Origin of the sequence: Porphyromonas vaginalis (assembly GCF_958301595.1) — a bacterium.
Lineage (GTDB): Bacteria > Bacteroidota > Bacteroidia > Bacteroidales > Porphyromonadaceae > Porphyromonas > Porphyromonas vaginalis.
Window position 1 is genome coordinate 2,114,192 of sequence record NZ_CATQJU010000001.1, and the last position, 24,768, is coordinate 2,138,959.

Annotated in this window: 16 protein-coding genes and 1 pseudogene; 7 read left to right on the forward strand and 10 right to left on the reverse strand. The window is 52.7% G+C overall.

The genetic code is table 11. The annotated features are described in order from the left end of the window. Positions 1 to 9 precede the first annotated feature (9 nt). The gene (locus Q2J34_RS08245) at positions 10 to 1,137 is read right to left on the reverse strand and encodes a protein-tyrosine phosphatase family protein (protein ID WP_298887436.1); all 1,128 of its coding nucleotides are present in this window, start codon (positions 1,135 to 1,137) and stop codon (positions 10 to 12) included. A 604-nt stretch (positions 1,138 to 1,741) separates the two neighbouring features. Here Q2J34_RS08245 and Q2J34_RS08250 point away from each other — a divergent pair. Next, the gene (locus Q2J34_RS08250; RefSeq protein ID WP_298887430.1) at positions 1,742 to 2,323 is read left to right on the forward strand and encodes an outer membrane beta-barrel protein; all 582 of its coding nucleotides are present in this window, start codon (positions 1,742 to 1,744) and stop codon (positions 2,321 to 2,323) included. Here the strand turns inward: Q2J34_RS08250 and yihA are convergent. The 3 genes from yihA to Q2J34_RS08265 are packed head-to-tail and all read right to left on the reverse strand — an operon-like array spanning position 2,320 to position 9,206. Beyond that, entirely contained in the window at positions 2,320 to 2,931 is a 612-nt protein-coding gene (gene yihA, locus Q2J34_RS08255; protein WP_298887427.1) for a ribosome biogenesis GTP-binding protein YihA/YsxC, read from the reverse strand. The genes Q2J34_RS08250 and yihA overlap by 4 nt on opposite strands. Positions 2,932 to 2,968: 37 nt before the next feature. Next, positions 2,969 to 3,529: an HD domain-containing protein gene (locus Q2J34_RS08260; protein ID WP_298887421.1), complete on the reverse strand. Its 561-nt coding sequence runs from the start codon at positions 3,527 to 3,529 to the stop codon at positions 2,969 to 2,971. Next, the gene (locus tag Q2J34_RS08265) at positions 3,522 to 9,206 is read right to left on the reverse strand and encodes an alpha-2-macroglobulin family protein (protein ID WP_300969947.1); all 5,685 of its coding nucleotides are present in this window, start codon (positions 9,204 to 9,206) and stop codon (positions 3,522 to 3,524) included. Before Q2J34_RS08265 ends, Q2J34_RS08260 begins: the two co-directional genes overlap by 8 nt. A gap of 911 nt (positions 9,207 to 10,117) precedes the next feature. Here Q2J34_RS08265 and Q2J34_RS08270 point away from each other — a divergent pair. Further along, on the forward strand, positions 10,118 to 12,754 hold the full coding sequence (locus Q2J34_RS08270) for a TonB-dependent receptor (RefSeq protein WP_300969949.1): 2,637 nt from the start codon (positions 10,118 to 10,120) through the stop codon (positions 12,752 to 12,754). A 95-nt stretch (positions 12,755 to 12,849) separates the two neighbouring features. Here the strand turns inward: Q2J34_RS08270 and hemH are convergent, their stop codons facing one another. The 4 genes from hemH to Q2J34_RS08290 form a co-directional block, all read right to left on the reverse strand. Then, positions 12,850 to 13,839, reverse strand: a complete 990-nt coding sequence (hemH, locus tag Q2J34_RS08275) for a ferrochelatase (RefSeq protein ID WP_300969951.1) — start codon at positions 13,837 to 13,839, stop codon at positions 12,850 to 12,852. Between the two features lie 4 nt (positions 13,840 to 13,843). Next, on the reverse strand, positions 13,844 to 14,995 hold the full coding sequence (locus Q2J34_RS08280; RefSeq protein WP_298887413.1) for a metallophosphoesterase: 1,152 nt from the start codon (positions 14,993 to 14,995) through the stop codon (positions 13,844 to 13,846). A gap of 12 nt (positions 14,996 to 15,007) precedes the next feature. After that, positions 15,008 to 16,420: an MATE family efflux transporter gene (locus Q2J34_RS08285; protein ID WP_300969953.1), complete on the reverse strand. Its 1,413-nt coding sequence runs from the start codon at positions 16,418 to 16,420 to the stop codon at positions 15,008 to 15,010. 474 nt (positions 16,421 to 16,894) lie between these two features. Further along, positions 16,895 to 18,328 carry an IS3 family transposase gene (locus tag Q2J34_RS08290; RefSeq protein WP_300969099.1) on the reverse strand — a complete coding sequence of 478 codons (1,434 nt, stop codon included), beginning with the start codon at positions 18,326 to 18,328 and terminating at the stop codon, positions 16,895 to 16,897. A gap of 32 nt (positions 18,329 to 18,360) precedes the next feature. Between Q2J34_RS08290 and Q2J34_RS08295 the strand changes: the two are divergent. The 5 genes and pseudogenes from Q2J34_RS08295 (at position 18,361) to Q2J34_RS08315 (ending at position 22,017) form a co-directional block, all read left to right on the forward strand. Beyond that, a pseudogene (locus Q2J34_RS08295) lies at positions 18,361 to 18,650 on the forward strand (helix-turn-helix domain-containing protein). A 248-nt stretch (positions 18,651 to 18,898) separates the two neighbouring features. Next, positions 18,899 to 19,630, forward strand: a complete 732-nt coding sequence (locus Q2J34_RS08300) for a toxin-antitoxin system YwqK family antitoxin (protein WP_300969954.1) — start codon at positions 18,899 to 18,901, stop codon at positions 19,628 to 19,630. 15 nt (positions 19,631 to 19,645) lie between these two features. Continuing rightward, complete coding sequence (locus tag Q2J34_RS08305; protein WP_018027751.1) at positions 19,646 to 20,215, forward strand: LemA family protein; 570 nt, start codon at positions 19,646 to 19,648, stop codon at positions 20,213 to 20,215. Beyond that, positions 20,216 to 21,262: a DUF3137 domain-containing protein gene (locus Q2J34_RS08310; RefSeq protein WP_300969957.1), complete on the forward strand. Its 1,047-nt coding sequence runs from the start codon at positions 20,216 to 20,218 to the stop codon at positions 21,260 to 21,262. A gap of 47 nt (positions 21,263 to 21,309) precedes the next feature. Then, complete coding sequence (locus Q2J34_RS08315; protein WP_300969959.1) at positions 21,310 to 22,017, forward strand: DUF1266 domain-containing protein; 708 nt, start codon at positions 21,310 to 21,312, stop codon at positions 22,015 to 22,017. Between the two features lie 231 nt (positions 22,018 to 22,248). Here Q2J34_RS08315 and pepT read toward each other — a convergent pair whose 3' ends face one another. Then, a complete protein-coding gene (gene pepT, locus Q2J34_RS08320) occupies positions 22,249 to 23,481 on the reverse strand; it encodes a peptidase T (protein WP_300969962.1) in 1,233 nt (410 codons plus the stop codon). 15 nt (positions 23,482 to 23,496) lie between these two features. Further along, the gene (locus Q2J34_RS08325) at positions 23,497 to 24,759 is read right to left on the reverse strand and encodes an HAD hydrolase family protein (RefSeq protein WP_300969963.1); all 1,263 of its coding nucleotides are present in this window, start codon (positions 24,757 to 24,759) and stop codon (positions 23,497 to 23,499) included. Positions 24,760 to 24,768 lie beyond the last annotated feature (9 nt).

Genomic DNA, 24,768 nt, shown 5'->3' on the forward strand with positions numbered 1-24,768 from the left:
AAGAAGAGATTAGAGCTCCTTGATGAAGACACGGCGTGTCTTGTGATGCTTACGCTCGAAGTAGCTCCACTGCATCTGTACCGCCACATTTGTCTCTAGCTCAGGATTGCTCTCAGCGACCTCGACACCTAGCTTGTTATAGATCGGTATCAGGTCGGCGAAGATGAGTGCATTGATCCCCTTGTTTTGATACTCAGGCAGGACACCGATGAGGTATAGATCTACCACCTTGGGCGGAGTCTTGAGTGCATTCAGTATTGGTATGAAGCCAAAGGGGTAGAGACGACCCTTGGCAGCGCGCATCGCCTTACTCAGGTTGGGCATGGTGATAGCGAAAGCAATCATCTGCTCGTCACGCTCCCTGACAATAGCGGTAAAGAAGTCTAGACGCAGTAGTGGCAGGTAGGCTTTGGCATAGTACTCCATCTGTGCGGGCGATAACTCGCTAAAGCCGTAGAGCGGTGCGTACGCCTTATTGAGCGTGGTAAAGATTTCTTCAGCGTGAGACATGATCTCCTTGCGGCTCTTGTACTTAACCACTTTGAGACCATACTTCTCCTTCACTAGATTAGCGATACGCTGATGCTTCTCTGGGATCTCCTTGGGGATCTTGATCAGATACTCCTTCCAGTCGGTACTCTTGACATATCCTAGTCGCTCTAGCTGCTTGGGGTAGTACGCGTAGTTGTATAGCCCTACAGTCGTACCCATCTGGTCAAAACCCTCCACGAGCATCGCCTCCTGATCCATATCGGTAAAGGACATCGGCCCGTGTATGTAGTCCATGCCCTTGTTGCGCCCCCACTGCTCGACAGTCTCAAAGAGCTTGTCGACCACCTCATCATCATTGATGAAGTCAACGAAACCAAAGCGAGCGTAGTTTTGATTCCACGTCTCGTTTGCCTTATGGTTGATGATACCCGCGATGCGCCCTACGATCTTGCCATCCTTGTAGGCTAGGAAGTAGGCCGCCTCACATACATCGAAGGAGGGATTCTTGTCCTTATCGAGTAGGTCTATCTCATCCTTGATGATGCCAGGGACGTGGTAAGGGTTGTTTTTGTATAGCTCGAGATTGAACTCAACAAACTTCTTCAGCTCCTTGCGTCCATCTATTTGTCTGATTTCTACTGCCATGATTTAAGCTTATGGGTTTGCGTTACAACCCTCCACAAAATAAGGTAGGGATGCTGTGGGGCAAATGTAGCGTCTGTACTACAAGTGCAAGCAATAGCGGAGTGTCCGAAGCCGTAGCAAGTGAAGCTCCTCTCCTCTTACTGCTCTGGCGACAAAGTTAGCAAAATAAGCGATACAAATGACTCTCTGGCTGAGCTCATCACCCTTCTAGCGAAGCTAAATAGCCGATCTGCTACTCCTTGCATCGTTACAACTCATCGACCGCTATGGAGACGAATGCAGTTTCCTACCTATGGCACTCCAGTTTCCTACCCATGGCACTCCAGTTTCCTACCCATGGCACTGCAGTTTCCTACCCATGGTACTACAGTTTCCTACCCATGGCACTCTAGTTTCACCTAGGTGGCACTGATAGTTACGTTGATTTGTCGATAAGATTGTCCCTACAATGACAAAGTCTCCGAGGAGAGGCGAAACATCAACATGGAGACGAGCTTCTTGCTAGAGGGCCTCGGATACCGCCTCCGTTACTGGGATATTGGTATTGCATATCTACTGAAAGATTCCGACCTTTGCCCCCGAGTAATAACACATACAACTAGAGATGAAGAAACTATTCACACTTTTCGCTGGGCTACTAGCCCTCCTCTGGAGCTGCGGCTCTCTGCAGGCGCAGACTACAACCGAAGAACACGAAGACCACGCATCATGGTTCGTGGGCGGTGTCGCTAGCTTTTGGGTTAATAGCGATGCCAAGACGACGTCGCTAGAGTTTCACCCTGAGCTAGGTTACTTCTTCAACGACACCTGGGCCGTGGGACTGATGGCTGGCTATGGACTGAAGGCGTATGAGACGGCTAGCAAGAAGGCACTACAGCACGAGTTCTCGCTCTCACCTTTCGTCCGCTACTACTACCTACACAGAGGCCCTTTCAACCTCTATCTAGACGGCAATGTCGGCTACAGCTATGAGAGACAGGGCGAACATAGTCACCAAGGCTTTGAGGTGGGCTTGCGTCCAGGCGCTTGTCTAGACCTTGCCGAGGGACTGTGTCTCTGCATGCGCTTTGGCTTCTTGGGCTATCGCAAGAGCTTCCACGGAGAGGAGACTAATCTGCCTTCGAATGGATTCGGGCTATCCTTCACGCCAGAGCATCTGATGGTCGGATTGGAGCTAGAGTTTTAGCTCCCCTGCTCAGCTATCATACGGTTGAGCTGATCAATATAATCTAGGAGTTCGTCACGCCCCATGCCAGTCGACGCACTGGTCACGAAGAGAGGCGGCAGCTCCTCCCAATCTTCTAGTAGACGAGATCGGTAAGCCTCTACAGCATCCCGCTGTACCTGCTTGCCGATCTTGTCTGCTTTGGTGAAGACGATACTGAAGGGGATGCCTTTTTCGCCCATCTCGTTGATAAACTCTAGGTCGATGCGCTGCGGCTCATGGCGTATGTCCACGAGGACGAAGAGATTGACCAAGGCCTCGCGCTTAGAGACATACTGGGTGATCAGCTTGCGAAACTGCTCCCGCTGCTCGAGGCTCCTGCGTGCATAGCCGTAGCCAGGCAGGTCCACGAGATGCCACGACTCATTGATGAGGAAGTGGTTGATGAGCTGCGTCTTACCAGGCTTTTGAGAGGTCATCGCTAGCCCTTTGTGCCCTGTGAGCATATTGATGAGCGAGGACTTGCCCACGTTGGAGCGCCCGATGAAGGCGTACTCGGGTAGTGTGCTTTGGGGACAGGACTTTACTGAAGGACTGCTCTGTACGAAGGTGGCGGAGTGTATTAACATTGTGGTTTGGGTCTTGGTGGATGAATGGATAGGTGCTTTAGACTAATGTACTGGGCACCTGAAACTGCTCGTGCATCTCATCGAAGCGGGCTAAGGATTCGGCGCCAAACTTGGCGAGCGAGGCGCGAACCTTCTCTAGGGGCTTCTGATGCTCTAGCTGGGTCTTGGAGTAAAACTTGTCGGCATAGCAGATGACCCGCTCCTCGATGCTCTGGGGCATATAGAGGCGGTCGGTCGGGAGATCTAGCCCCCGAGCGAGGATGGTCTCGCTATCTAGTCCTGTGCCGGTGTGGCGCTCGGCAACCTGCGCATGACGCTCCAGACCTAGCTCACGTAGTAGCTGGCCACCAAGGTAGCCGTGCCGTAGGTAAGGCTCGGTGCCGTAGCAACCGATCGTGGGGGCGTCGGTGAGATAGATGCCGATGTCGTGGAGCATGGCTCCCTCGTAGACAAATCGCTCGTCGCACGATAGCTCGGGGTGCTGACGTACAACCTCAAGTGCCAGCTCGGCAACCTGCTGGCTGTGGGTCAGCAGGATGCGGTAGCCGAGCGTGTCGGTAGGGTAGTAACGCTCGATGATCTGTATGGGGTCAATCATTTGCGATTACGATGTAAGGGGTTGGCATAGCGGTCTGTGCGGAGTACTCGGTGGCGTAAGCGCACTGAGCCTGCGTGATACCACGCTGGTAGATGCCTGGGCGTACCACGCTCTGCTCGTAGCTGATCTCGTAGGAGCCACGGAGTAGACTATTAATATGGTATATCTGCGCATAGTGGCGTGCCTCGACATAGTAGCCTAGGCCACCCTGCCACTCGTAGTGACTGAGCTGCTCTAGTGGCTCGCAACATGCGGGACGCATATCTCGTATGGTGACGAAGTCTAGGTCACGACGTGTGGTGATGCGAAGCTTCGTGATGAGGATCGTCCCGACGGTGAGCTTTTCGCCAGACTGGATGGGACGCTCTTGCAGTTGACCGTTGATCTCTTCGCGAACGTAAGTCTTGCTCTCGATCATCAGTTCGCCTTGTCGCTCGGACACTTCGCTAAGTGGCTTCTCGCCAACGCTTAGGATGCCACCCCAGAGGATAGCTTGCGGGTCGCTGTGCGTGATGACGATGCTACCCGTGCGGTCTAGCTGGCTAGGCTTGTACTGTAGTCCGCAGTAGGAGTCGGTCTCGATGCGCTTGGTCGTGCCATCGGCAAGAGGTATGGAGATGGTCACCTGGTCGTGCGTAGCTGTTTCCCCAGCGTTGTCCTCTAGGAGCGTGAGCAGTAGCTCTAGCTGCGTGAGGTTGGAGGCGCGCAGATTGGTGCGTAGGTACTCCATCGCCCAGCGACGCATCTGCTGTACCATGTCGGGGTAGATACCCAACAGCTCGAAGAGCTCGATAGTCTCTCGCTGTAGCGACATCGAGCGGTCTCGCCAGAAGTAACCGCCAACGAGGGTGTTGGCAAAGAAAGCTCCCTGAGCCGCTTCGTAGGATAGATGGTCGTGCAGGATCTCGGCGAGCTGTCGTGCTTGCGACACGTTGCCCAGCTTGTAGAGCGTGTAGGCTGCTTGCGGCAGGGCGTAGAGGGGGAGCTGCTGCGCCTCTTTGACGAGGAGTGGCGTGAGGTAGTCGATGAGTGCCTTCGTGGTCTGGTTTTTTTGCAGAGCCTTAGCGTCACGCCAGCGGTAGGAGAGGTAGAGCCACTCGGCACCCCATGCGGGGAGGGTAGGTTTCCGCTTGCTCTTGGCTAGCTTTTTCTTCATCTCTTGCATCTGCTTGGTCGTGGAGCGGTCGTAAGCCTGCCATCCACGGGAAAGCATAGAGGTTATCTCTTCGTTTGCCTCTAGCTCACTGACCGCTGCGAGGTAGTCGAGGATGAGCGGCGTGAGGTAAGAGGAGCTAGGCATGTCGGGGTACCACGACCAGTCTCCTGAACTGGTCTGTAGATTGCGCAGCTGTGCTATGTCCTTAGTAGCGGTGCGCTTATTGGGTGCCTTGAAGAGTGTCCAGAGCTGTTCCTGTGCACCGTCTAGCCATCGCTCGGTAGCACGCCAAGGAGTCTCGTCTAGCGGTAGGAGTGTGGTCTCACGGTTGCTGGTCAACTTGTTGGCGCCCTCAGTCGCCTGAGATTGTGCCTGAACCCACTGAGCTATCTCTGGCTGGCGTAGCAGTTGCTGCGTGCGGGTCAAAGTGTAGATGCGGAGGACCGTATTGATAGCGTCTCGCTCCTCATTGTTAAAGAGGATCGGCAGTTGCTGCAAGGCGAAGTAACGTGGATTGCTCCAGAGCTGTAGGTGTAGCGAAGCTGACGGATCGCTTGCCTGCCCGAGCAACGCGCTGAGCGGGTAAGAGTAGCTCGCCTGCTTGTCCCACGCGAAGGGGATACTCTCGACGGTGCGTACCGTCGCTGGCTGTACGGGGATGACGTACTCCTCGCCATCGCTGAGTGAGTCGCTGACGAAGTAGACCTGCACCCGCAGTGCCGAGAGATCAGGCAGAGCGGGTAGGGCGATGGCGTAGGGCGTCACGCCACTGGCGGGAACGGTGAGAGCTAGCTCCCGTGTGCCGTCGGCAAGCGGTGTCGCCGTGCTGTCCGCCGCCAGAGCATCGTAGAGGACTAGTCGGAGGGTGCCACGGAGCGGCTCCTCGGTGAGGTTACGTATCGACCCCGTCAAGTAAGCTTGGTCTCCCTGCATGAGGAAGCGTGGCTGCAACGTCTCGACCATCAGCTGGCGGTAGCTCTTGATGTCGGTCGTTGCGGCGCAGTCCGTCAGTCGGCTGTCGTAGCCAAAGAGTGCTAGGCGATAGCTGGAGAGTGCTTCGGGCATCTTGCCCGTAAAGGTGACAACGCCCTCGTCGTCGGTGTAGAGGTCCGCTAGGAAGAAGGCGGTCTGAGAGAAGTCCTTCCGCAAAATAGGCGCGGCGAAGCCAGTGACCACCACCTCGTCTAGTCTGTTTTCGCTCATATCTTCCACTAAGACTTCATCATTAGCTAGCCCCATCACTTCACCCTCTAGGGAGGCGCTCTTAGTAAGAGCCATTATCGGAGGAAAAGTTGCTCTGGCACCATAAACCATTGACGAGTAATCCTCTAGGCCAAATCGGAAGCAGGGGTTTAGACGGAAAGCCTGCGGGTAGAGCGGTATGTACTGAGCCAAGCGATCAGTGCTGTGCGAGCGCAGACTCTCCAAGGCAGCGTCATACATCCACGCCATGACGGGGATGCGACGAGCCGGCGTGCCATCGCTGTAGGTGAGGCGAGCTTGCCACGTGTGTGTCTCGCCAGCGAGGAGCTTGTCGGGCATCTCGATCCACGAGAGCTGCAGGGTCGGCTGGTCAGCCGTATAGCGATACTCAAAGCTCTGAGAGGTGTAGCGTCCGTCGCATACACAGTAGAGTTCTATGCGGATCTGCCCCTTGGGGTCGACACTCTTGGGGAGCGTCGGCTGCCAGCGTCCTACCTGCTGAGCGGGGAGCGCGGGGAGCTGTCCGTAGATAGCGGGCTGGTCTACCGTATTGATGACGTAGTAGATCGACTGCATGCTCTCGTTGCTGGCATAGTATATTGTAGGCGCGCCACCTCGTGGATATTCCTCCGAGGGCGAAGCCGCCCACAGCACCCTCTGTATCGATAGATGCTTGTCTCGCTCATCACAGAGGACTATCTCCTCCTCTTCCTCTAGCGTTTCGCCTGTTTTATCGTGATAAATGTAAGTCAAGCGGTAAGAGCCCGAAGGTAGTCGAAGCCACTCAGCGGGCAGGTGCTGCTCTTCGTTGGCGGGCACCTCTACCGACCAAGAGCTTGTCGTGTCAGCGAGCGAGGTGAGTCGTAGCTCTAGCGTTGTGGCTATGGGCGTATTGTCTTCGTTGGTTACACGGATGGTAAAAGTCTTTGTTCCATCCTTGAAGAAAGTCTCCGCCCCCTCGTACTCCATAGATACAGGTGTCGAGCCGATCCAAATAGATCGCTCTAGTCGCTGCGTCTCGCCACTAGGCGCCGTGATGGTTACCGCTATATGGTAGGTGTGTAGGCTCCAAGGCTGCGGGTTCTGACGCATAGCCTCGGTGCGTAAGTCTGAGAGGGTAATCGGGAACTCAAAGCTCCCATCCTGCTCATTGACCTGAAGCGTGCCAGAGGTGAGTAGCTGATCGGGAAAAACCTCATCAAACAACCAGTTCCTATAGCTCCCCGTCACGCTGTAGGCTACAGATGCCCCTGCGAGCGGATAGCCACTGTAAGTTATCGCAGATCCACAAACGGTAATCGTGTCTCCCAGCTTCATCGCCACCTCGGGTAGCCTCAAGGCACCCTTAAAGCTCGGACGCTTATACTCTGCTACGTGAATGGTTGTCATATTGTCAGCGAAATCATCTAGATCGCTATCACAAGAGACCTCGATGGTGTAGTCGCCCGTCATCGCCTCTTTGGGTAGCTGGAGGGTCGCATGGAGACGACCCCACTGATCTGTCTGAGCCGTAATCGAGTCGATCATATCGTCTTGTGGCGTGTGTAGCTCGATGGTCAGGTCAAGCTTGGGCAGCACCGTCGCTTGCTTCGGGTCGTAACCCTTGCGGTAAGCGACAGCGTAAAGCTCTATCGCATCACCCAGCTGGTAGATACTTCTATCGGTCTGTAGGAGTGCCGTGCTGACAGGCTTGGGTAGCTGAAACGAACTCTCCTCACCACGGTAGCCATACCAATCGTTACATAATGGCAAGAGCAACCGATGGTCTGCACTCTCCACTAGAAAAGCTTCAGCACGCTCCCGCTTCGCCTGCCTAGGCGTTGCAAAGATGCCGAGCTTGTCGGGTGTTCGCTCGCCAATCTTGTCCAGTGTAGGCTTATAGTTCGAGTGCCACCCTGAGCGCTTGTCTCCATAGCTCCACAGCTGTATGGGCGCCGTCTGGGCCTGTCCTGTGAGAGCATTCAGCAGTTGAGTTGTTCCGTTGCCTAGATCCAGCGTCCATAGGTCGCTTACGGTGCAGTCGTAAGTAGTTGTGTCTGTCTGCTCCTCGTCCTCTAGTTGTTGCGCTTCAGCCGTGCGATGAGAGACTACTTGCAGGCGATAGTGTCCCGTGGGCAAGGAGGGAAGCTCTATCGAGTCGCTTTGTAGCACCATCGCCTCTAGACCTTGCTTCCCCTGATGTGTGTGACTCCAGACGAGCTTGGCTTGCTTGGGAATTGTGTTTCTTTCAGCCTTGATGGCGTCTTGTGGCGTAAGCGCAAAGAGCTTTAGCTCTAGTCGCTCCACATTGCTCATTTGAAGCTCTACAAACCCTAGATGGTCAGCTAAAATAAAGTTAGGGAAGAAGATATTTAGATGTGGGGTAAAGAGTTGTCGGCGGATCCCCTTACAGAACTCAGGGTACTTGCCCTGCTTGTCTAGCCACTCTAGGTAAGGCGTGATGAAGTGGTAGGCACGCAGAGGGTCAGAGCCGTTGGCATAGTAGTAGTGGAAGAGTCGCTTGTATATCTTCATCGTCTCAAGGTGCATCTGCTGACTCTGCTGGAGGAAGCCTTCTAATTGCTCCGCTACGGTACTGAGAGTTGCGCCACGGGTTGTCTCCTCGAGTGTCACCGCTTGGTAAAGGGCATAGAGTCTAGCCCCCTCGTCTGCTTGCTGGAGTTGATCTTCCGTTATGAGCGCACCGATCCGATCCGACCAAGTGGGTGTGCGTCCGATCTTTTGCTCTAGTCTCTGCAACTGATAGATAGGTAGCGCCTTCAGCAGGTGGCTTATGAGTGTATAGTTACCCTCTTTGGGAAGGCGATCAGCGTAAAGCGCATCGGGTAGCTGCTTCGCCTCTTGTCGTGGTATCACCTTGTAGAGCTCAGCACTGGGAGCGCAAGCTATCTCCATCAATGGATCAATAGCTTTCAGATAGTCCGCATCGCTCCAGTAGCGAGGCGTGACACTGTCTTGCTCTTGGGTCGTGAGGCTTAGTCCCTCTGACCTCAGGCGCTGACTGTAGCTCCGACTGATATACTGATTCGCTATGTATAGAGCGAGGAAGCGCTGATCCCGCACCGACAGCTTATCTCGTCCTTGCCATGTGGTGTGGAGTAGGGGAAACTGCTCTAGCAGACGATTGTAGTCTAGTCTGCGAAGAGCCGTCTTGTGCGCCTCTAGAGCCTCGATGGTGTAGTAGAGATTGCCCTCACGGAGAGCCTGAGTGGCGAGTCGCTCAGCGCAGGAGAGCGTCTGCGTCGGCAGACGCTTCTTCTGTAATTCCTGTAGCTCCTTGTAGAGAGCCTGGCTAGAGGTAGCTGGTTGCTGTGCCATAGTCATAGTGACAGATAGTAAAGTGGCAAACAATATAGATAGTGTGGTGCGAAGTCTCATAACGTAGTCCCGTTTCTTTGATACCCCGAAGTTACTCGAAAAGATACAAACAAGCAAAAGAGAGCATCCCTACACCTCGCAAATCTCACGAGTAATGACTGGTCGGGGGACGCTCGTCGAGTGTCCGTCCCCGTTAAAATCTCGATGCAGTAACCTTTGACACAACGGACGCACGAGCCGTACGTCCCTACAGATCGAGGTTACAGCGTTTGATGAATGGAATTGTCGTGCTGACGTAGCTTGTGTAGGGGCGGACCTACGTGTCCGCCCGCAGAATAGACTGCGCTCAGGTGAGGACGGGCGGACACACAGGTCCGCCCCTACGGTGGAAGCTCCCACCCCGCCGAGCGGTTCACCCGAAGAGAAGCCGACTGAGTTTCCGAAACGAGAAAAAACTTCGCTTTTTACTTGCATATAAACTTAGAAAGCAACGGGTAACACGTCTCTATATCCCTATGGGGGGATCTTTGCGTCCCTCCCTTGGGATCTTTTGCGTCCCTCCCTTGGGATCTTTTGCTCCCTCCCTTGGGATTTTTTCGTCCCGCCCTGGGTGGGAGATTTTCGTTCCATCAGAATGGGACGGCAATCCAGACGATTATGCAACGGACGCACGACCACTCGAGACCCTTACAGATCATTACTCGTAAGATTAGCGGCATTGAGTGGTCGGCTCACCTTGGAGCCGTGCTACAATCTCTACTAGTAGGTAGGTATTTGGTGTGGTGAGTGATACCCAGTCGCGAGTAATTTTGCGGTTAAATGAGGTTAGGGAGTGAGAGTTGTCTTATCTTTGTACCTCCAAAATGGAAACAGACTAGCAAGCAAACATATCATCCAAATAATCATAATCTATGCAGTACAGTAAACTACCAATCAGGGCGATGAGCGCACTCCTTGCGACTCTCTGCTCGCTCTCTATGGCGGTGGCCGCGCCTGCAGCTCTCACAGCTGAGCGCACACTGCCTATCGTATCTACTCATGCCGATGCGCACATCACGGGTCACGTGGTGGATGCTATGACAAAAAAGCACATCGCTGGTGCTACCATCATCATCCAGCAATACAATGTCTCGGTCACGACCGACGCTTCGGGACACTACTCCTTCCGCAATCAGAAGCCTGGCAAGCTAACCCTGACGATGCTAGCTGATGGCTACCTGACGCAGGTCAAAGAGGTCACACTCAAGAATGGGGAGACACTAGAGGTCAACTTTGAGGCGGTCCTCGATGATACACAGCTTGAGGAGGTGGTCATCACGGCCAACCGTCAGCGCACGCTACGTCGCTACGCTCCTACACTAGTTTCAGTGATCGACAGCAAGAGCTTCCAGCTCAACAATGCGGTCAACCTCGCTGGTGGTCTCTCCTTCAAGCCTGGTATCCGTGTCGAGAACGACTGCCAGAACTGCGGTTTCAACCAGGTGCGTATCAACGGTCTCGATGGTCGCTACTCGCAGATCTTGATCGATAGTCGTCCTGTCTTCTCCGCACTCGCTGGTGTATACGGTCTAGAGCAGCTCCCCGCTAATATGATCGACCGCGTAGAGGTCGTCCGTGGCGGTGGCTCTGCCCTCTACGGCTCATCAGCTATCGCTGGTGTGGTCAACGTGATCACCAAGGAGCCTACGACCAATAGCTTCTCACTGAGCGAAAACTTCTCGCTCATCGGTGGTAAGAAGCCAGACAATACGATTGCTTTCAACGGTACCGTCCTCAGCCCTGACCGTCAGATGGGTGCTATGATCTTCGGACAGCATCGTACGCGTACGGGTTGGGATGCCAATGGCGATGGCTTCTCTGAGATAGGACAGCTAGAGAGCCGTGCACTCGGTACGCAGCTCTTCTTCCGCCTCAATCCTTACAACAAGATCACCGCTGAGATTCACTCCATTCAGGAGAAGCGTCGTGGTGGTGACCACTTCGAGCGTCCAGAGCATGTGGTCGCTGTCGCTGAGAGTGTCGGTCACTCAATCCTGAGCGGTAATATACGCTATGATGCTCACTCGGCAGACTACAAGCACAACTTCCAGCTCTATGCCTCTGGTCAGCGTATCGTACGCAACAGCTACTATGGCGGTATCGATGAGGAGAATGTAGCTGACGACAAGCACGCTACACCTAAGGAAGCTTACGGTGACAACTACGGTCTGACCCACGGCAATGTAGCTATGGGCGGTGCTCAGTACACCTACAAGACGGATCGCCTCTTCTTCATGCCGGGCAACATCCTCGTCGGTGCTGAGTATCTCTACGACCACCTCAACGATGAGATGCCTATTCTCAAGTATCAGAAGCTCCCTGACGGCACCTCTCGCGCTCCTGGTCTAGATCAGCGCATCCACAACCTAAGCCAGATCGCTCAGATCGAGTGGACGAACAAGGTCTTCACCCTCCTCCTCGGTGGTCGTCTTGACGAGCACTCAGCAATTAGAACTGACAAGGGTGCTATCAAGCCTGTCTTCACCCCTCGTGCTACGGTACGCTACAATCCATTTACCTGGATGAACCTCCGTGCTTCCTACGCACAGGGCTTCCGCGCTCCTCAGACCTTCGACGAGGATCTACACGTCGGTGTCGTATCGGGTGAGGCACAGAAGGTTGTCAACGTAAAGGGCCTCAAGCCTGAGTACAGCCACAGCTTCAACCTGAGCAACGATATGTACTTCTCTCACGGAGCTATGCAGGCTAACCTCCTCCTTGAGGGCTTCTTCACACGTCTCAAGGGCGCGTTCAACACACGTCCGATAGAGGAGCGTGAGGGCTTTACGCTCTTCGAGCGCTACAACGCTTCGGACGCTTCTGTCTATGGTGCCAACATCGAGGGTAAGGTTGCCTACAAGCACTTTACCGTACAGGCTGGCTTTACCATTGCCAAGAGCCTCTGGGACAAGCCTGAGAGTACGGGCGTAGAGCGTTCGCTCATCAAGGGTGAAAACGAGAAGGAGCCTAGCGACATCAATACGCTTGAGAACAATGGCCCTGAGAAGGCTGCTGGCTTCCTTACCGATGGCGACGGCAACTTCGTCAGCACAGAGCTTAAGAGCCGCAACCTCATGAGGACGCCTATGACTTACGGCTACCTGACGCTAACCTACAACCCTGTCTCTACGCTCAACCTTACCGCTACGTGCAACTATACGGGCTCTATGCTAGCTCCTCACGTGATCGAGTACGGTGCTGAGAGCGCTGTCCTAGATCGTGACCTCGTTGCTGCGGGTAAGCGTGAGGCTGGTGCTGCGGATGCTAGCGAGTCTGCACCTAAGTGGGGACGTATCGAGAAGACTCCTTCGTTCTTCGACCTAGGGGCTCGTATCTCTTACGACTTCGACATCTTCACCTCGTCATCTCTGCAGCTCTTCCTCGGAGCTAACAACCTACTCAACTCATTCCAGAAGGACTTTGACCTAGGTGGCGGACGTGATAGTGGTTACATCTACGGACCTATGCAGCCTCGCACGGTCTATATGGGTATGACGATCAAGTTCTAATCCCTCCAGACTGAGACTGCGGTCTCAAACTAAGCAAAAGGGTGCAAGCTAGAGAGAAGTCTAGTTTGCACCCTTCTTAATTTACGAAAGGGGGGCTAGCGTTGCCGCTGTACCCGCTCGACTAAGCTAGCAATGAGTGCACCACTATCAGGGTGTGTGGAGAGACAGGGTACGTAGATAAGCTCTTCTCCACCTGCTGCGAGGAATAGCTCACGAGCCTCTAGCTCTAGATCGAGCTTCGTCTCCAAGCAATCTGCGACAAAGCTAGGGCTAAAGAGTACGGCGCGGCGAACACCCTGCGCGGCGAGTTCTTGCAGTACGCTGACGAGTGTCGGCTCTAGCCAGCGCCCATGTCCCATAGCGGAGTGAAAGGTGAGATGGACACGCTCCTCAGGTACGCCTAGCATGCTGACCACCGATTGTAGCGTAGCGACACACTGCGCATGGTAGTTCCAGCCGTGTGTCTGGTCGTACTTCTGATGCGCCTCGGGGATACTATGATAGGAGGCGATGTAGTGGTAGGTACTGTCGCTCGTATCTACATGCCGTTGGATCAGCTCGGCCAATTGCTGGATATAGTGCGCGTCGGTACCCCACGGAGTCAGCACAGTCGTCTTGTACTCCCCACCAGTAGGCTTGGGTAGGTCCGAGAAATAGGTGATAGCACTACCCGCATTGCTTCGTGTGTAGTGAGGAAAAAGCGGGAGCAATAGCACCTCCACATCGTCCGTACCGACAAGCTGGGCGATACGCTCGCCCCACTCAGCACGGCTTGTCTGGGCATAGCGTGGTGTGTAGAGCGTCGGGAGCTGCGTCAGCTGAGCGACCAGCTCTGCGAGTCGCTGCATCTCAGCAGTCAGAGGCATGACGCCACTAGAGAGGGCTAAGAGCCGACGATACCGTCCTGAAGAGAAGTGCGTACGACGTGGCACGATGATACCCCGCACCAGTATCTGTCGCATCAGATAGGGTACGGAAATGATGTCCCCATCGGTGAGAAACTCCCGCAGGTAGCTTCGCACGTCCTCCTCGTTGGCGGTCCGTGGAGAGCCCGTATTGGTCAGTAGTATGATCTGCTGTGTCAAGGTCTTATTGCTTGCTATTGCTGTACAAATCGAAGACCGCCACCTCGCTATTGGTAAAAAGCCTCATCGCCGGCCCCGCAGCACCATATCCACTAGAGACGTAGACAGGCGTACCGTATCGCTCAGTGAATCCGTGCGCTATCGGATAGTAAGCACGCACCAGTAGGGTGAAGGGGAAGATTTGTCCATCGTGTGTATGTCCATAGAGTGCCAAGTCAATGCCGTTGCTTGCGAGGCTGTCTAACTGTCTCGGCTGATGCTCGAAGAGGATGCGCGGCAGTTGCTGGCTCTCTTGCGGTATCTGGTGGACCAATTCGGAAAGCGTAGCCCGCCCACGCTGCGTGTAGTCATCCCGTCCGATGAGCGTCACCGCTCCGCCAGGCGTTGCAATAGAGTCCACGAGGAGGATGCCCCCGACGAGCTTGATCCAGGCCTTTTTCTTTGCCATATCGGAGCGGTACTCGTGATTGCCCAGTGCGTAGTAGCAGCCCAGTGGCGGGGTGATCTGCTGCATGATCTCGGGGATGCTGTCTAGATATGCGGGGTCGGGGTAGTAGTCGAAGATATCCCCACCTACGAGCATGAGGTCTGGCTCTGTCTTTTTGTAAAGCTCTAGGAGCCGCTCTGCAAAGGGTCGGCCGATCGTTTCGCTAAAGTGAAGGTCCGACACGAAGAGCACCCGCAGATGTTCCCGATCAGCACCAAGCGGCTTGGTCAGCTCCACCTTATGCTCCACTATGTGCGGTGTCGCAGCCTGCTGGTAGCCATACATAAGAATCAGAGCTGAGATTGCTACCATTACGAAAAAGAGAACCCACTTAGCTCGCTGGTATACCGTGTCGCCGAGCCGTGCGCGAAGCGTTTGTCCCGTGATGCGCTTGTAGAGCAGTCGTCCGCCATTGATCAGGAGTGCCAGCGGTACTATATATAGGAGTACGAAAGCCCACGAGCAGACGAAGACGATGCTAAAGGTGAGCAACGCCGATGAGAGCTGATGACGTAGCAAAACGACCACAAGGACGAAGAGCAGGTCGGCCAGTAGCACCCCACGCAGTGACCGTCGCCACCAGCCACGAGGCACCGCCTGCCCTCCACGCCACACGAGGTAGAGGATACCTATGAGCTGTATGAAGAGCGTGTAGAGGAGTACGTGCATATTTAGAAGGTCTTACACTAAGGGTGAAGGTTGCTCGCTAGTCCACTTCTTGAAGTAGTAGATAATCATCGAGCCCGAGACGACCGTCGCCAAGAGATCACCCAGAGGTATCGCATACCAGACGCCATCGATGCCGTAGAAGTGGGGGAGAATCAGCAGTGCAGGTAGGAGGAAGATGATCTGACGTGTCAAGCTGATGAAGATAGCCTGACGGCTCAGACCAAGGCTCTGGAAGAGCTGTGAGGTGGTAATCTGAAAGCCCACAACGAAGAAGACGCAGAAGACTATTCGAATGGCGCGCTGACCTATCGCGATCAACTCAGGCGACGCGTTGAAGAGCATAAAGAGTTGCTCCGGTAGCAGCATGGCAGTCGCAAAGCCTAGTATAGAGATGACCGTATTGACCCCGACGGCGAGCTTGTAGCAGCTCAGTGACCGCTCGATATGTCCCGCACCATAGTTGTACCCCACGATAGGCTGCATGCCTTGCGCTACTCCGATGATAGTGAGTGCGATGAGTGTCGTGTAGTTATTGATGATACCGTAGGTCGCTATGGATAGATCCGCCTCAGCCACAGTCTTAGCAAAGCGCGCGAAGTTATGGTTGAGCACAAAGCTAACGGCACTGCCCGCTACCTGCATCGCAAAGGGAGCTATACCGACACTGATGATCGATAGGAGGATCGAGCCCGAGGGCTTCATATTCTGACGCTTGAAGCGCACCACGCTCTTGCGCTGGAAGAAGTGATACTGCACGAAGACCATCGTGCAGAACATCGCAATTACCGTTGCCCAGGCAGCGCCCTTGACACCCCATCCGAAGTGCATGATAAAGAAGTAGTCCAGCACCACATTGATCACAGCTCCGATGATCATCGTAATCATCGCTTTCGTTGGGTAGCCCGATGCACGCATCACATTGTTGTACCCGTAGGTCAGGTTGCTCAGTATGATAGCTGGCAGATAGATGTGGAGGTAGTCCTTTGCTAGGGGGATGATATTGTCACTCGCCCCGATGAGTCGCAAGATATCCTCTAGGAAGATCATCGAGGGGGTTACCGCGAGGATGTAAAAGCTAAAGGTCAGATAGACCGCATTGCTCAGGATACGATCCGCACGATCCGAGTCCCGCCTACCTAGAGCGATCGATACGCCCACAGAGGCACCCGTCCCCACGAGCATGCTGAAGCCGACGAGGAGGATAATCAATGGGAAGCCAATATAGACCGCAGCGATGCCCAGCTCGCCACTACCCTGGCCGATGAAGATCGTGTCCACGATGTTGTACAGCGCCTGCACGACCGTACCCACCACAGCAGGTATAGCATACCGCAGCAGTAGCTTGGGGATCGGCTGCGTGCGCAGATCCTGCGTGCGCTTATTGTCTTCGGCTTGATCAGTAGCCTCTATCTCTCTCTCATTCATCGTTGCAAAGGTAGCAAATTAGGCCATACTAAATAGAGACTGTTAAGTCAACAGTCTCACAATCTTGCTAGCAAGATTGTCTAGACTTTGCAGAAAGGATGAAGCGCAAGGCGCTGAGGGTGAGGTCTGAAGGGAGCATACCTCCGTATGTGACCGAAGCCGAATCCCGAAAGCAACACAGCGATTCGCCTTTCTGCGACAGTCTCAAATAAGCATTTAGGGGAGCTTGACGGGCTCCTTCCCATGGAACTGAAGTTTTCCAGCGTTGGAAAAGAAACTTTCCAGCGTTGGAAAACTTCTTTTCCTCCCTTGGAAATTTATTTTTCCTCCCTTGGAAATTTTATTTTCCAAGGCTGGAAAGTTTTTGGAAAACTCTCGGAAGTGTCCTCTTCCTGAAAAAAGTACACAGTTGGGAAGGTATTACTGAGATGGTACTCGGGTCATTTTTGTTAGTCCTGTGAGTGTACTCATTTGTTAGTTTTGCTCTTGCTGGGGTACACGACTTGTGGTCGTTTTTACTGCGGAGGTACACAAAGATAGGTCTTTGTGTGGAGTTAAGCGGCATGAGCTCGGAGATTTGAGGCTCGGAGCTTTTGGTGAATTGTTCTTAGATGTCTGTTTCTTAGAGGGTTGTGTGGTTATAGGGTTGGGGTAATCTGGTATGAGCATCTGCATCGGAGTCTTCTTGTTGATGGCTCGATGAGGACGCGCTGTGTTATAGAGAGCAATCGTTTGCGAGAGGATCTCTCGAACTTGATCTATGGGCTTATCCTCGAAGTTGTAGAGCCAGTCGTTCTTGATGATCCCGTTAAGTCGCTCTGCCATAGCGTTGTGGAGAGGGTTGCCTGTCTGGGTGACACTGGTTACGATGCCTAGGCTGGCCTCGTAGTCGGTCATCTGCTTGGAGACATATTGACAGCCTCGGTCGCTATGGAAGATGAGCCCTTTGAGGTCAAAGCCATGCTTCTGGTAGAAGTCAACGGTCTGTCTTAGTGCGTTGTAGGGGCCCTCTGTGGAGAGCGTGGGCTGCAGGTCAAAGCCGGTGATGATGCGGCTATAAGCGTCCATCGTCAGGGAGAGATATGCGAAGCCACCTAAACATTTGACGTAGGTTATGTCTGAGACGGTGAGCCGGCAATGGTCTGTGGCGATGTATTTAGGGGTGGTGTTCAGGTGGTCTTGGAAGCCGTGATTGACCACGCCCTTGGTCGTCTGGGGTGGACGCTTGCGCTTGCGACTTCTCAGTAGCATGTCGTTGGCTCCTAATACTTTGTATAGCCAGTCGCGACCTACTTGGAAGGTCCCTTTGAAGTATTCGTTGGCACACTGCTGGAGGGTGTCTACGCCTGCTTTGGGGAGTTGACCGCGCACATACTGGCAATAGTGTAGGACGGAGGCTACTTTGACATCTTCGTCTTGCTCGGTGAAGGTGTGCTTGTAGTAGCCTTTGCGGCTGACTTCTAGTAGCTGACAAAGGTAGGTTATGGAGAGCTTTTGACCTCTCACTTTGGCGGATTCAAGCGTTTTCACGGCTGCAAATCGGTCTTTTTTTTTTAGATCAATATGGTAGCGATTCAAGACCTCTTCGAGTAGTGTCTTATTGACTAAGGCCTTGCTCTCAGCCTGGAAGAGGGCTGCTTTGAGGCGAGCGTTTTCGCGCTTGAGTTCTGCGTACTCTGGATCTACGTCTTTGTTCTTGTTTGTCTTGCTCATAGTGCTACTGCTGCTTTGGTTGGGTAACTCTACTCCAAAGGTACGCAACCAATTTCGAATGGTGCGTGTGGTAATGCCGTAGCGCTGGCTGGTCGTGGCGATGCTCTCGCCAGTGGCTAGGAGGTCATCAATGACTCTCCACTTGAAATCTAGGGGATATCCCTTTCGTCCTCGGTTACTTTTTTCTTCTTTCATAGTTGTTGGGGTTGGCTTCCCAACTGTGTACTATTTCAGGAGAGGACAAAGGTCCGCTTCGCCGCTTCTCTGGCATTAAAGGTTTGACGAATCGAGTGAGAAGTATCGCTCAAACTCATCGTCCTCTTTTTGAAGGTGAAATCTACCTCACAGGACGGGAGGTTTGCGAGAGACTGTTCCTTTCCCCTCGCACCCTGCAAGACTATCGGGATAAGGGCATTATCCCTTACACCCAAATCGCAGGGAAAATCCTCTATCGGCTCTCAGACATAAACAGAGAATACTGAGTGAGAACTATGTCAACAGAAACCTTCATCGGTAATGATGTAGGTCTTTGTTTTTATCCATTGTTTTGGTCAGAGTATCGCAAAAAAACTCTATCTTTGCCACTGAGTATCTGTGTATGCTCTTGCCTCTTGATAAAAGAGGCCGGATATTTTCTTATATGCTCGAGAGCAGAGAAACTTAAAGCAAGAAAGGACAAAGGAAGCGAAGCACATAGTTTCACGTTTATTAAACAGGCAATGAAGCAAAAGTAACCAATTAAATAATTGGGCATTCTATTATAATATGAATCGATATATTCTCTTTTTCTTCTCGCTGTTGCTGAGCCTTTCGGTATCGGCTCAAAAGGTGATTCTAAGCGATGAACTCTTACCCCTATCGGGCGAAAACAATACGACAGTTTATTTCGAAAAGGACAGCCGAAAACCCTTGCAGGGAGAGTGGCGTATCAAGCGGGGGCTTGACGAAGAGACTATTTCCTTTTCTAACGGACTGATGGATGGCAAGTACCACCGCTATCGGGATGGTGTACTGAGAGAAACGGGAGCGTATGACCAGGGGAAAAGAAATGGGGTGTTCACGGAGTACTACCAAGACGGCAAAACTGTCAGCAAGATTACCCCTATGAAGAAGGGTAAAATCGATGGCTGTGTAAAAACCTATTTCAAAGACGGTCGTTTGGATTTGGAGAAAGAATACCAGGAAAGTGTGGAAAACGGCTTTGAGAAGCGGTATGACAGCCAAAACGGTGCTCAAATACTTGAGACCCGTTGGGTGAATGGGAAGAAAGACGGGGTCGAGTGGAAACTCACGAAACAGGGAGATGGCGTTGAAAGCAAAGTCACACGAACTTATCGCATGGGCGTGCTACATGGGGCGTACAAAGAAGAAGTTTTGCGCAACGGAAATCCGATTTTGGTTGTAGAGGGACAGTATGCCGATGGAGAACGTTCGGGGGTATGGACAGAGTACGACGCCACTATGAAGACCACAAGAGTACTAAGAAATAATCATTGAGACAAGAGAATTTGTATGACTGCATCAATAATTGCCGGGAGTGTCCTTATCGCAATAGCTGTGCTTATACTGATTTGGGGTATAATCACCTCTAATAATCTCATTGCCAAGAAAAACAGGGTGGAACAATGCCGGAGTGGCATTTGTGTGGCACTCAAGCAGAGAAATGACCTTATACCCAATTTGGTAGCATCTCTTAAAGCGTATATGGGACACGAAAATGAAATCCTTACCCGCATAGCCGAACTAAGGTCTCGAGCAGACGGAGCCCCCGAAGCAGAACAAATCAAGGACGGGACAGAAATCTCCGCTCTTCTCAAACAAGTTAAGGCCGTTGTTGAGAGTAATCCGGATCTCAAAGCCAATGAGCAGTTTGTCTATCTCCAATATCAGATAACGGATATGGAGAACGAATTGCAGGCTATACGCCGAACTTATAACGCAACCGTAACGGATTATAACAATGCCGTAGAAATGTTCCCGTCTTCATACATCGCTTCAAGAAAACATCTTGGGAAAGAAGCTTTGATACGAATTCCTGAAAGTGAGTTGGGCGACATTCATATCAAGGAGATTTTCGGATAAATGATGAAAGAAGACCACTTGATTGACTTCAAGATTGTCGCTCAACAAATGAGAGGGCAACTAACCCACATAGCTATGTGGCGTAAGATTGTTAGGCTTCTCATTTATTCCGTTTACCCTTTGGCTCTGCTTTGGCTTGCATTCACTATATTCGGAAGGTATATCGTTGATGCGGGCAATTATGAAACCTCACAAATAACGGCAACGTATGTCGTCATATTCTTTGTCGCCTTTGTGGTCCTCAATACGCTGTTCTCTTTATGCCTAAATGTACTGAAGCAGAAAGAGGAAAAAGTAATGGGGCAAGTTATCAACCAGCTATTTCCGGATGCAAATTATTCTCCGACAAAAGAAGTAAAGGTGTCCGATATTCGGGCAAGCAGACTATTCGGAACCCCAAATAGGTCGGAGGGTACTCTGCAAGTGGCAAGTTACGGTGCATTGAGTTTCCCAACTCAGCATCAAGCATTGACAATAGCCGATATAGGAGTAACCGCAACAAATGAACAGAATACTAAACCATGGAGATCCTTTAGGCTCCTCTGTCGGGCGATTTTCAGTCCGATGTGGGGCGCACAAGTAGAGAGCACGATGTTCAGCTTTAGGGGAATGTTTGGTTACTGCCGTCTTCCAAGAACTTGCAGGGGATTTGTTATGCTGCTTCCCGACCATTTGGAGGATAAGTTGGGCTACTTCGCTCTGACGATACAAAAACTGAGGGAGAGACATAAAGCAAAGTTTGTTTATTTGGAAGACCCCGAGTTTGAACGTCTCTTTACCGTATATGCCGATGACGAGGTAGAAGCCCGTATGATTTTGACCCCGGCAATGATGAAGAAACTTACCGCTCTTCGTTGTTCCTTTACTCATGACTTGATGCTCTCCTTTAGCGGAGATACATTTTATTATGCCTCCAATATGCCAAAAGGATTTCTTCGCCTTAGCGGGAAAACATCTTTAAACGAAGACCTATTGCTTGAAATCTACCAAGAGATCGGGTTCTGTCTTTCTGTAGAAGAAATGATGGGGAAGCATGTGGATAAGTAGGAAATATGATATAATAGACTTATGTTTAACTTCAAAATAATACTTGTATGATCTGGAAAATCATCGTGGCAATAGTCGCTGTCTTGATTATTGCTTTTATCGTGTTTGAAATCGTGTCTCGGCTCATTGCTAAGAAAAACCTGAAAGCCTTTTTGGCTTCTCATCCTCAAACACCGCTCACCGAGGAAAAGAAAAGGTTACTGGTATTTGGAGCCATCTTGTCTTGTTATCGCAGTGAGGACATCCTTAGTATTATCACCGATGATAATATGAATGTATACAAGACCGGGCTTCAAGAACAATGGAGCATTAATGGTCGGGAAGATGCTCTAGAGACGCTAAACGCTCTCCTTAATTTAGAGCGGAGTACGGAATTGGACGAAGTCCTTGCTCAAAGAGGTTCTTCCGAGGAACTTATTGAGCTGCAGACTTTGATAGCAGACGGGCTAAAAACGGATTTGGCTCAAGTCCGGACCACAACCTCCACGTATGCTTGGGACGTATGCCGACTGGTGAGCTTGGCAAAATGGTGTTATTGGTTGCAATACATCAGTGAAGCGGAAATGTGGAAGTACCTCAATGAAGGAGCGGTGAAGGCATCGTCATTAGGCAAAGACTGGAACGACTATACGGTCTCGTTCTTAATGGGCCGAGCCATTCAAGGGTTTGGTACAGAGGATATCATAGACGATTGTAAGGCTCTATATCATAGAGAGTCTGACACGGATGTGTATTCCAAATACAGCTTTAAATAACTTTTCAAAGCTGACCGAGACCTCTGTGCAAAGGTCTCCCAATGATGGTATAGTCAATGGTCCTTTACAAAAAGGATCATTGACTATATTATTATCTATGTCTATCTTTCTTGTGAGAAAGAGGAAGTCTTTGACAGCTCCTTATTGTAATAAGGGGCTGCTAAAAAAGAATGTAGCCCGCTGGTAGGAGGGGAGACCTACTAGCGGGCTACAGATTTAATGCGTTGGCTCTTAGTCTAAGGCCTGCGATGTGGCGTAGCGACGAACTAGCTGCGTCACGATGGCGAGGCAGCGCTCCATGGCATCGAGCGAGCAGTACTCGTGGAGGGAGTGGAAGTTGCCCCCACTGGTGAAGATGTTGGGGCAGGGGATGCCTCGCTCCGAGAGAACCGCCCCGTCGGTACCGCCACGTATCGGCTGGATGATCGGCTTGACACCGACCGCCTCGTAGGCTGCGATAGCGTGCTCGATGACCTCTGGGTGCGGAGCGATGTAGTCGTACATGTTGCGGTACTGGTAAGAGACTTCGATCGCAAGCTGTGCGGCGTGTGGCTCTTCGTTGACCTGCTGAGCTACCTCTTGGATGCGTGCTATGCGCTGCTCTAGGAGCTGGCGGTCGTGGTCGCGGATGATGTACTCAGCGGTTGCGGACGAGACATCGCCCGACATGTGGCATAGGTGCAGGAAGCCTTCCCGTCCCTGGGTCACCTCGGGTCGCTCGCTCGTGTAACCTAGTCTGTAGTCGAGCTTGATGAGTGACTGGAGGGCATGACGCATCGTGTGGTAGGCACTGCCTGGGTGGACGTTGTGTCCTGTAGCGGTGATGCGTGCAGAGGCTGCGTGAAAGCATTCGTACTCAAACTCGCCCTCAAGTCCTCCGTCGATGGTGTAGGCATAGGTCGCCTGAAGCTGACTCTCGTCGAAGGACTCTAGTCCTCGCCCGACCTCTTCGTCTGTCGTGAAGGCTAGTGCGATAGGTCCGTGCGCTAGCTCGGGCTTGCTCTGAAGCTCCGCAGCAAGGGTCATCAAAATGGCGACGCCCGCCTTGTCGTCAGCTCCGAGGAGCGTCGTCCCGTCGCTCGTGATGAGCGTATGCCCCACATAGCGCAGCAGGTCGGGGTAGTCGCTGGGACTTAGTATGCTGCCCTTGAGCTGTATCGGCTTGCCGTCGTAGTTGGGGTGGAGACAGGGTGAGACCTTTTCGCCAGGAGCTTCGGGCGAGGTGTCTACATGAGCGAGGAGTGCGATGCGGGGCACCTTTTCGTAGCCAGCAGTGGCAGGGATTTGTGCTATCAGATAGCCTGCATCGTAGCAAGTAGCGGGGATCTGTAGCGTCTCTAGCTCCGTGTGAAGCAGGTGGAGCAAGTCCCACTGACAGGGTGTCGAGGGCTTCGTCGGGCTATTCGGATCGGAGGTGGTGTGCACCTTTACGTAGCGGAGAAATCGCTCTAGGAGTTGGCTCATAGCGTGTGCCGATGCTTAGCGCTGCTTGATGATACTGTTGATGACACGGCAAGTGCAGATGAGCTTGCCACTCTGGGTGGAGTAGATGTCTACGTTCCAGACATGTGTGCTGCGCCCTTTGTGGAGTATCGTAGCGACGCCGCGCACGGTGTCTCCGACGACTGTCGAGGAGACGTGGTAGCCACTCACCTGCATGCCGACTTGTATCTCGCCTTCGTTGGCGATGGCTACAGATCCTAGTCCCGCGAGGGTTTCGGCAAAGGCTAGTGAAGCTCCTCCGTGCAGTATACCCATGGGTTGTCTCGTACGATTGTCCACGGGCATCGTACCTGTGACATAGCCACGGGCTATCTCTGTGCAGCGCATACCGAGCGTGCCCATGAGCGTATTGGGCATGATTTCGTTGGCATCTTTTGGGTCAAAGGGAACTCCGTCGTAGCGCAACTTGATCTGCTTGGTGATCATGTGGGCTAAGCCCGCAGCATCGCAAGAGGTGGTGATGTAGTCGGCGCAACTCTTGAGTGGCTCGGGAGCGTTTGCCATAGCTACGCCCAGTCCAGCACGCTGTACCATGGCAACATCCTCTAGGGTGGTGCCGACGGCGATGATGTTTTGCTGATTGAGGTCTAGTCGATCGAGGATAAAGTCGAGTGCTCCTCGCAGGCTGACGCCAGAGGCTACGATCGAAAGCTCATTCATCGGCTCATCGTAGAGGGTAGCGGTCAAGCCTTGTGCTGCGTTGAGCTGGTCGCTCAGCTTAGCCAGGCGATCTTGTCTGGCTAAGATGATAGCTCTAAAGATCGGCTCGGCGGGAGCTTTGAAGGGCTCATCCCCCTTGGTCAAGTCTAGGATCGGCATGCTCCAGAGCTTAGCGAGCTGGAGGATACGTGGCTGATGGGTCTTGGTAGCGTAGAGTGCTTTCTCGCCTATGAGTGCGAGCGTGTAGTCGCTATCGACCAGTTCATAGAGATGCGTGAGCTGCTCAGCACGCAGAGGACGAGAGGCTAGCTCACGACCCGTGCGACAGTTGTGAATGCGTGCGCCTAGATGGGAGATGATGTAGCCGCTGTTGCGCGGTAGTTGCAGCTGCTCCGAGATATTCAGGAGACTACTCATAGGCGCTTCGCTGGCGACCGCCACACGCAGGGCGTACTCCTCCTGCACCTCTAGGAGAGCTTCGCGGTCCTCCAGAGCGATCTCGCCATTGCTCCCGAGTAGGCAGTTGCGGTCTTTGATGGCTAGAAACTTATAGCCGCCACTCTTTGCTTGATTCATCATATTACTCCT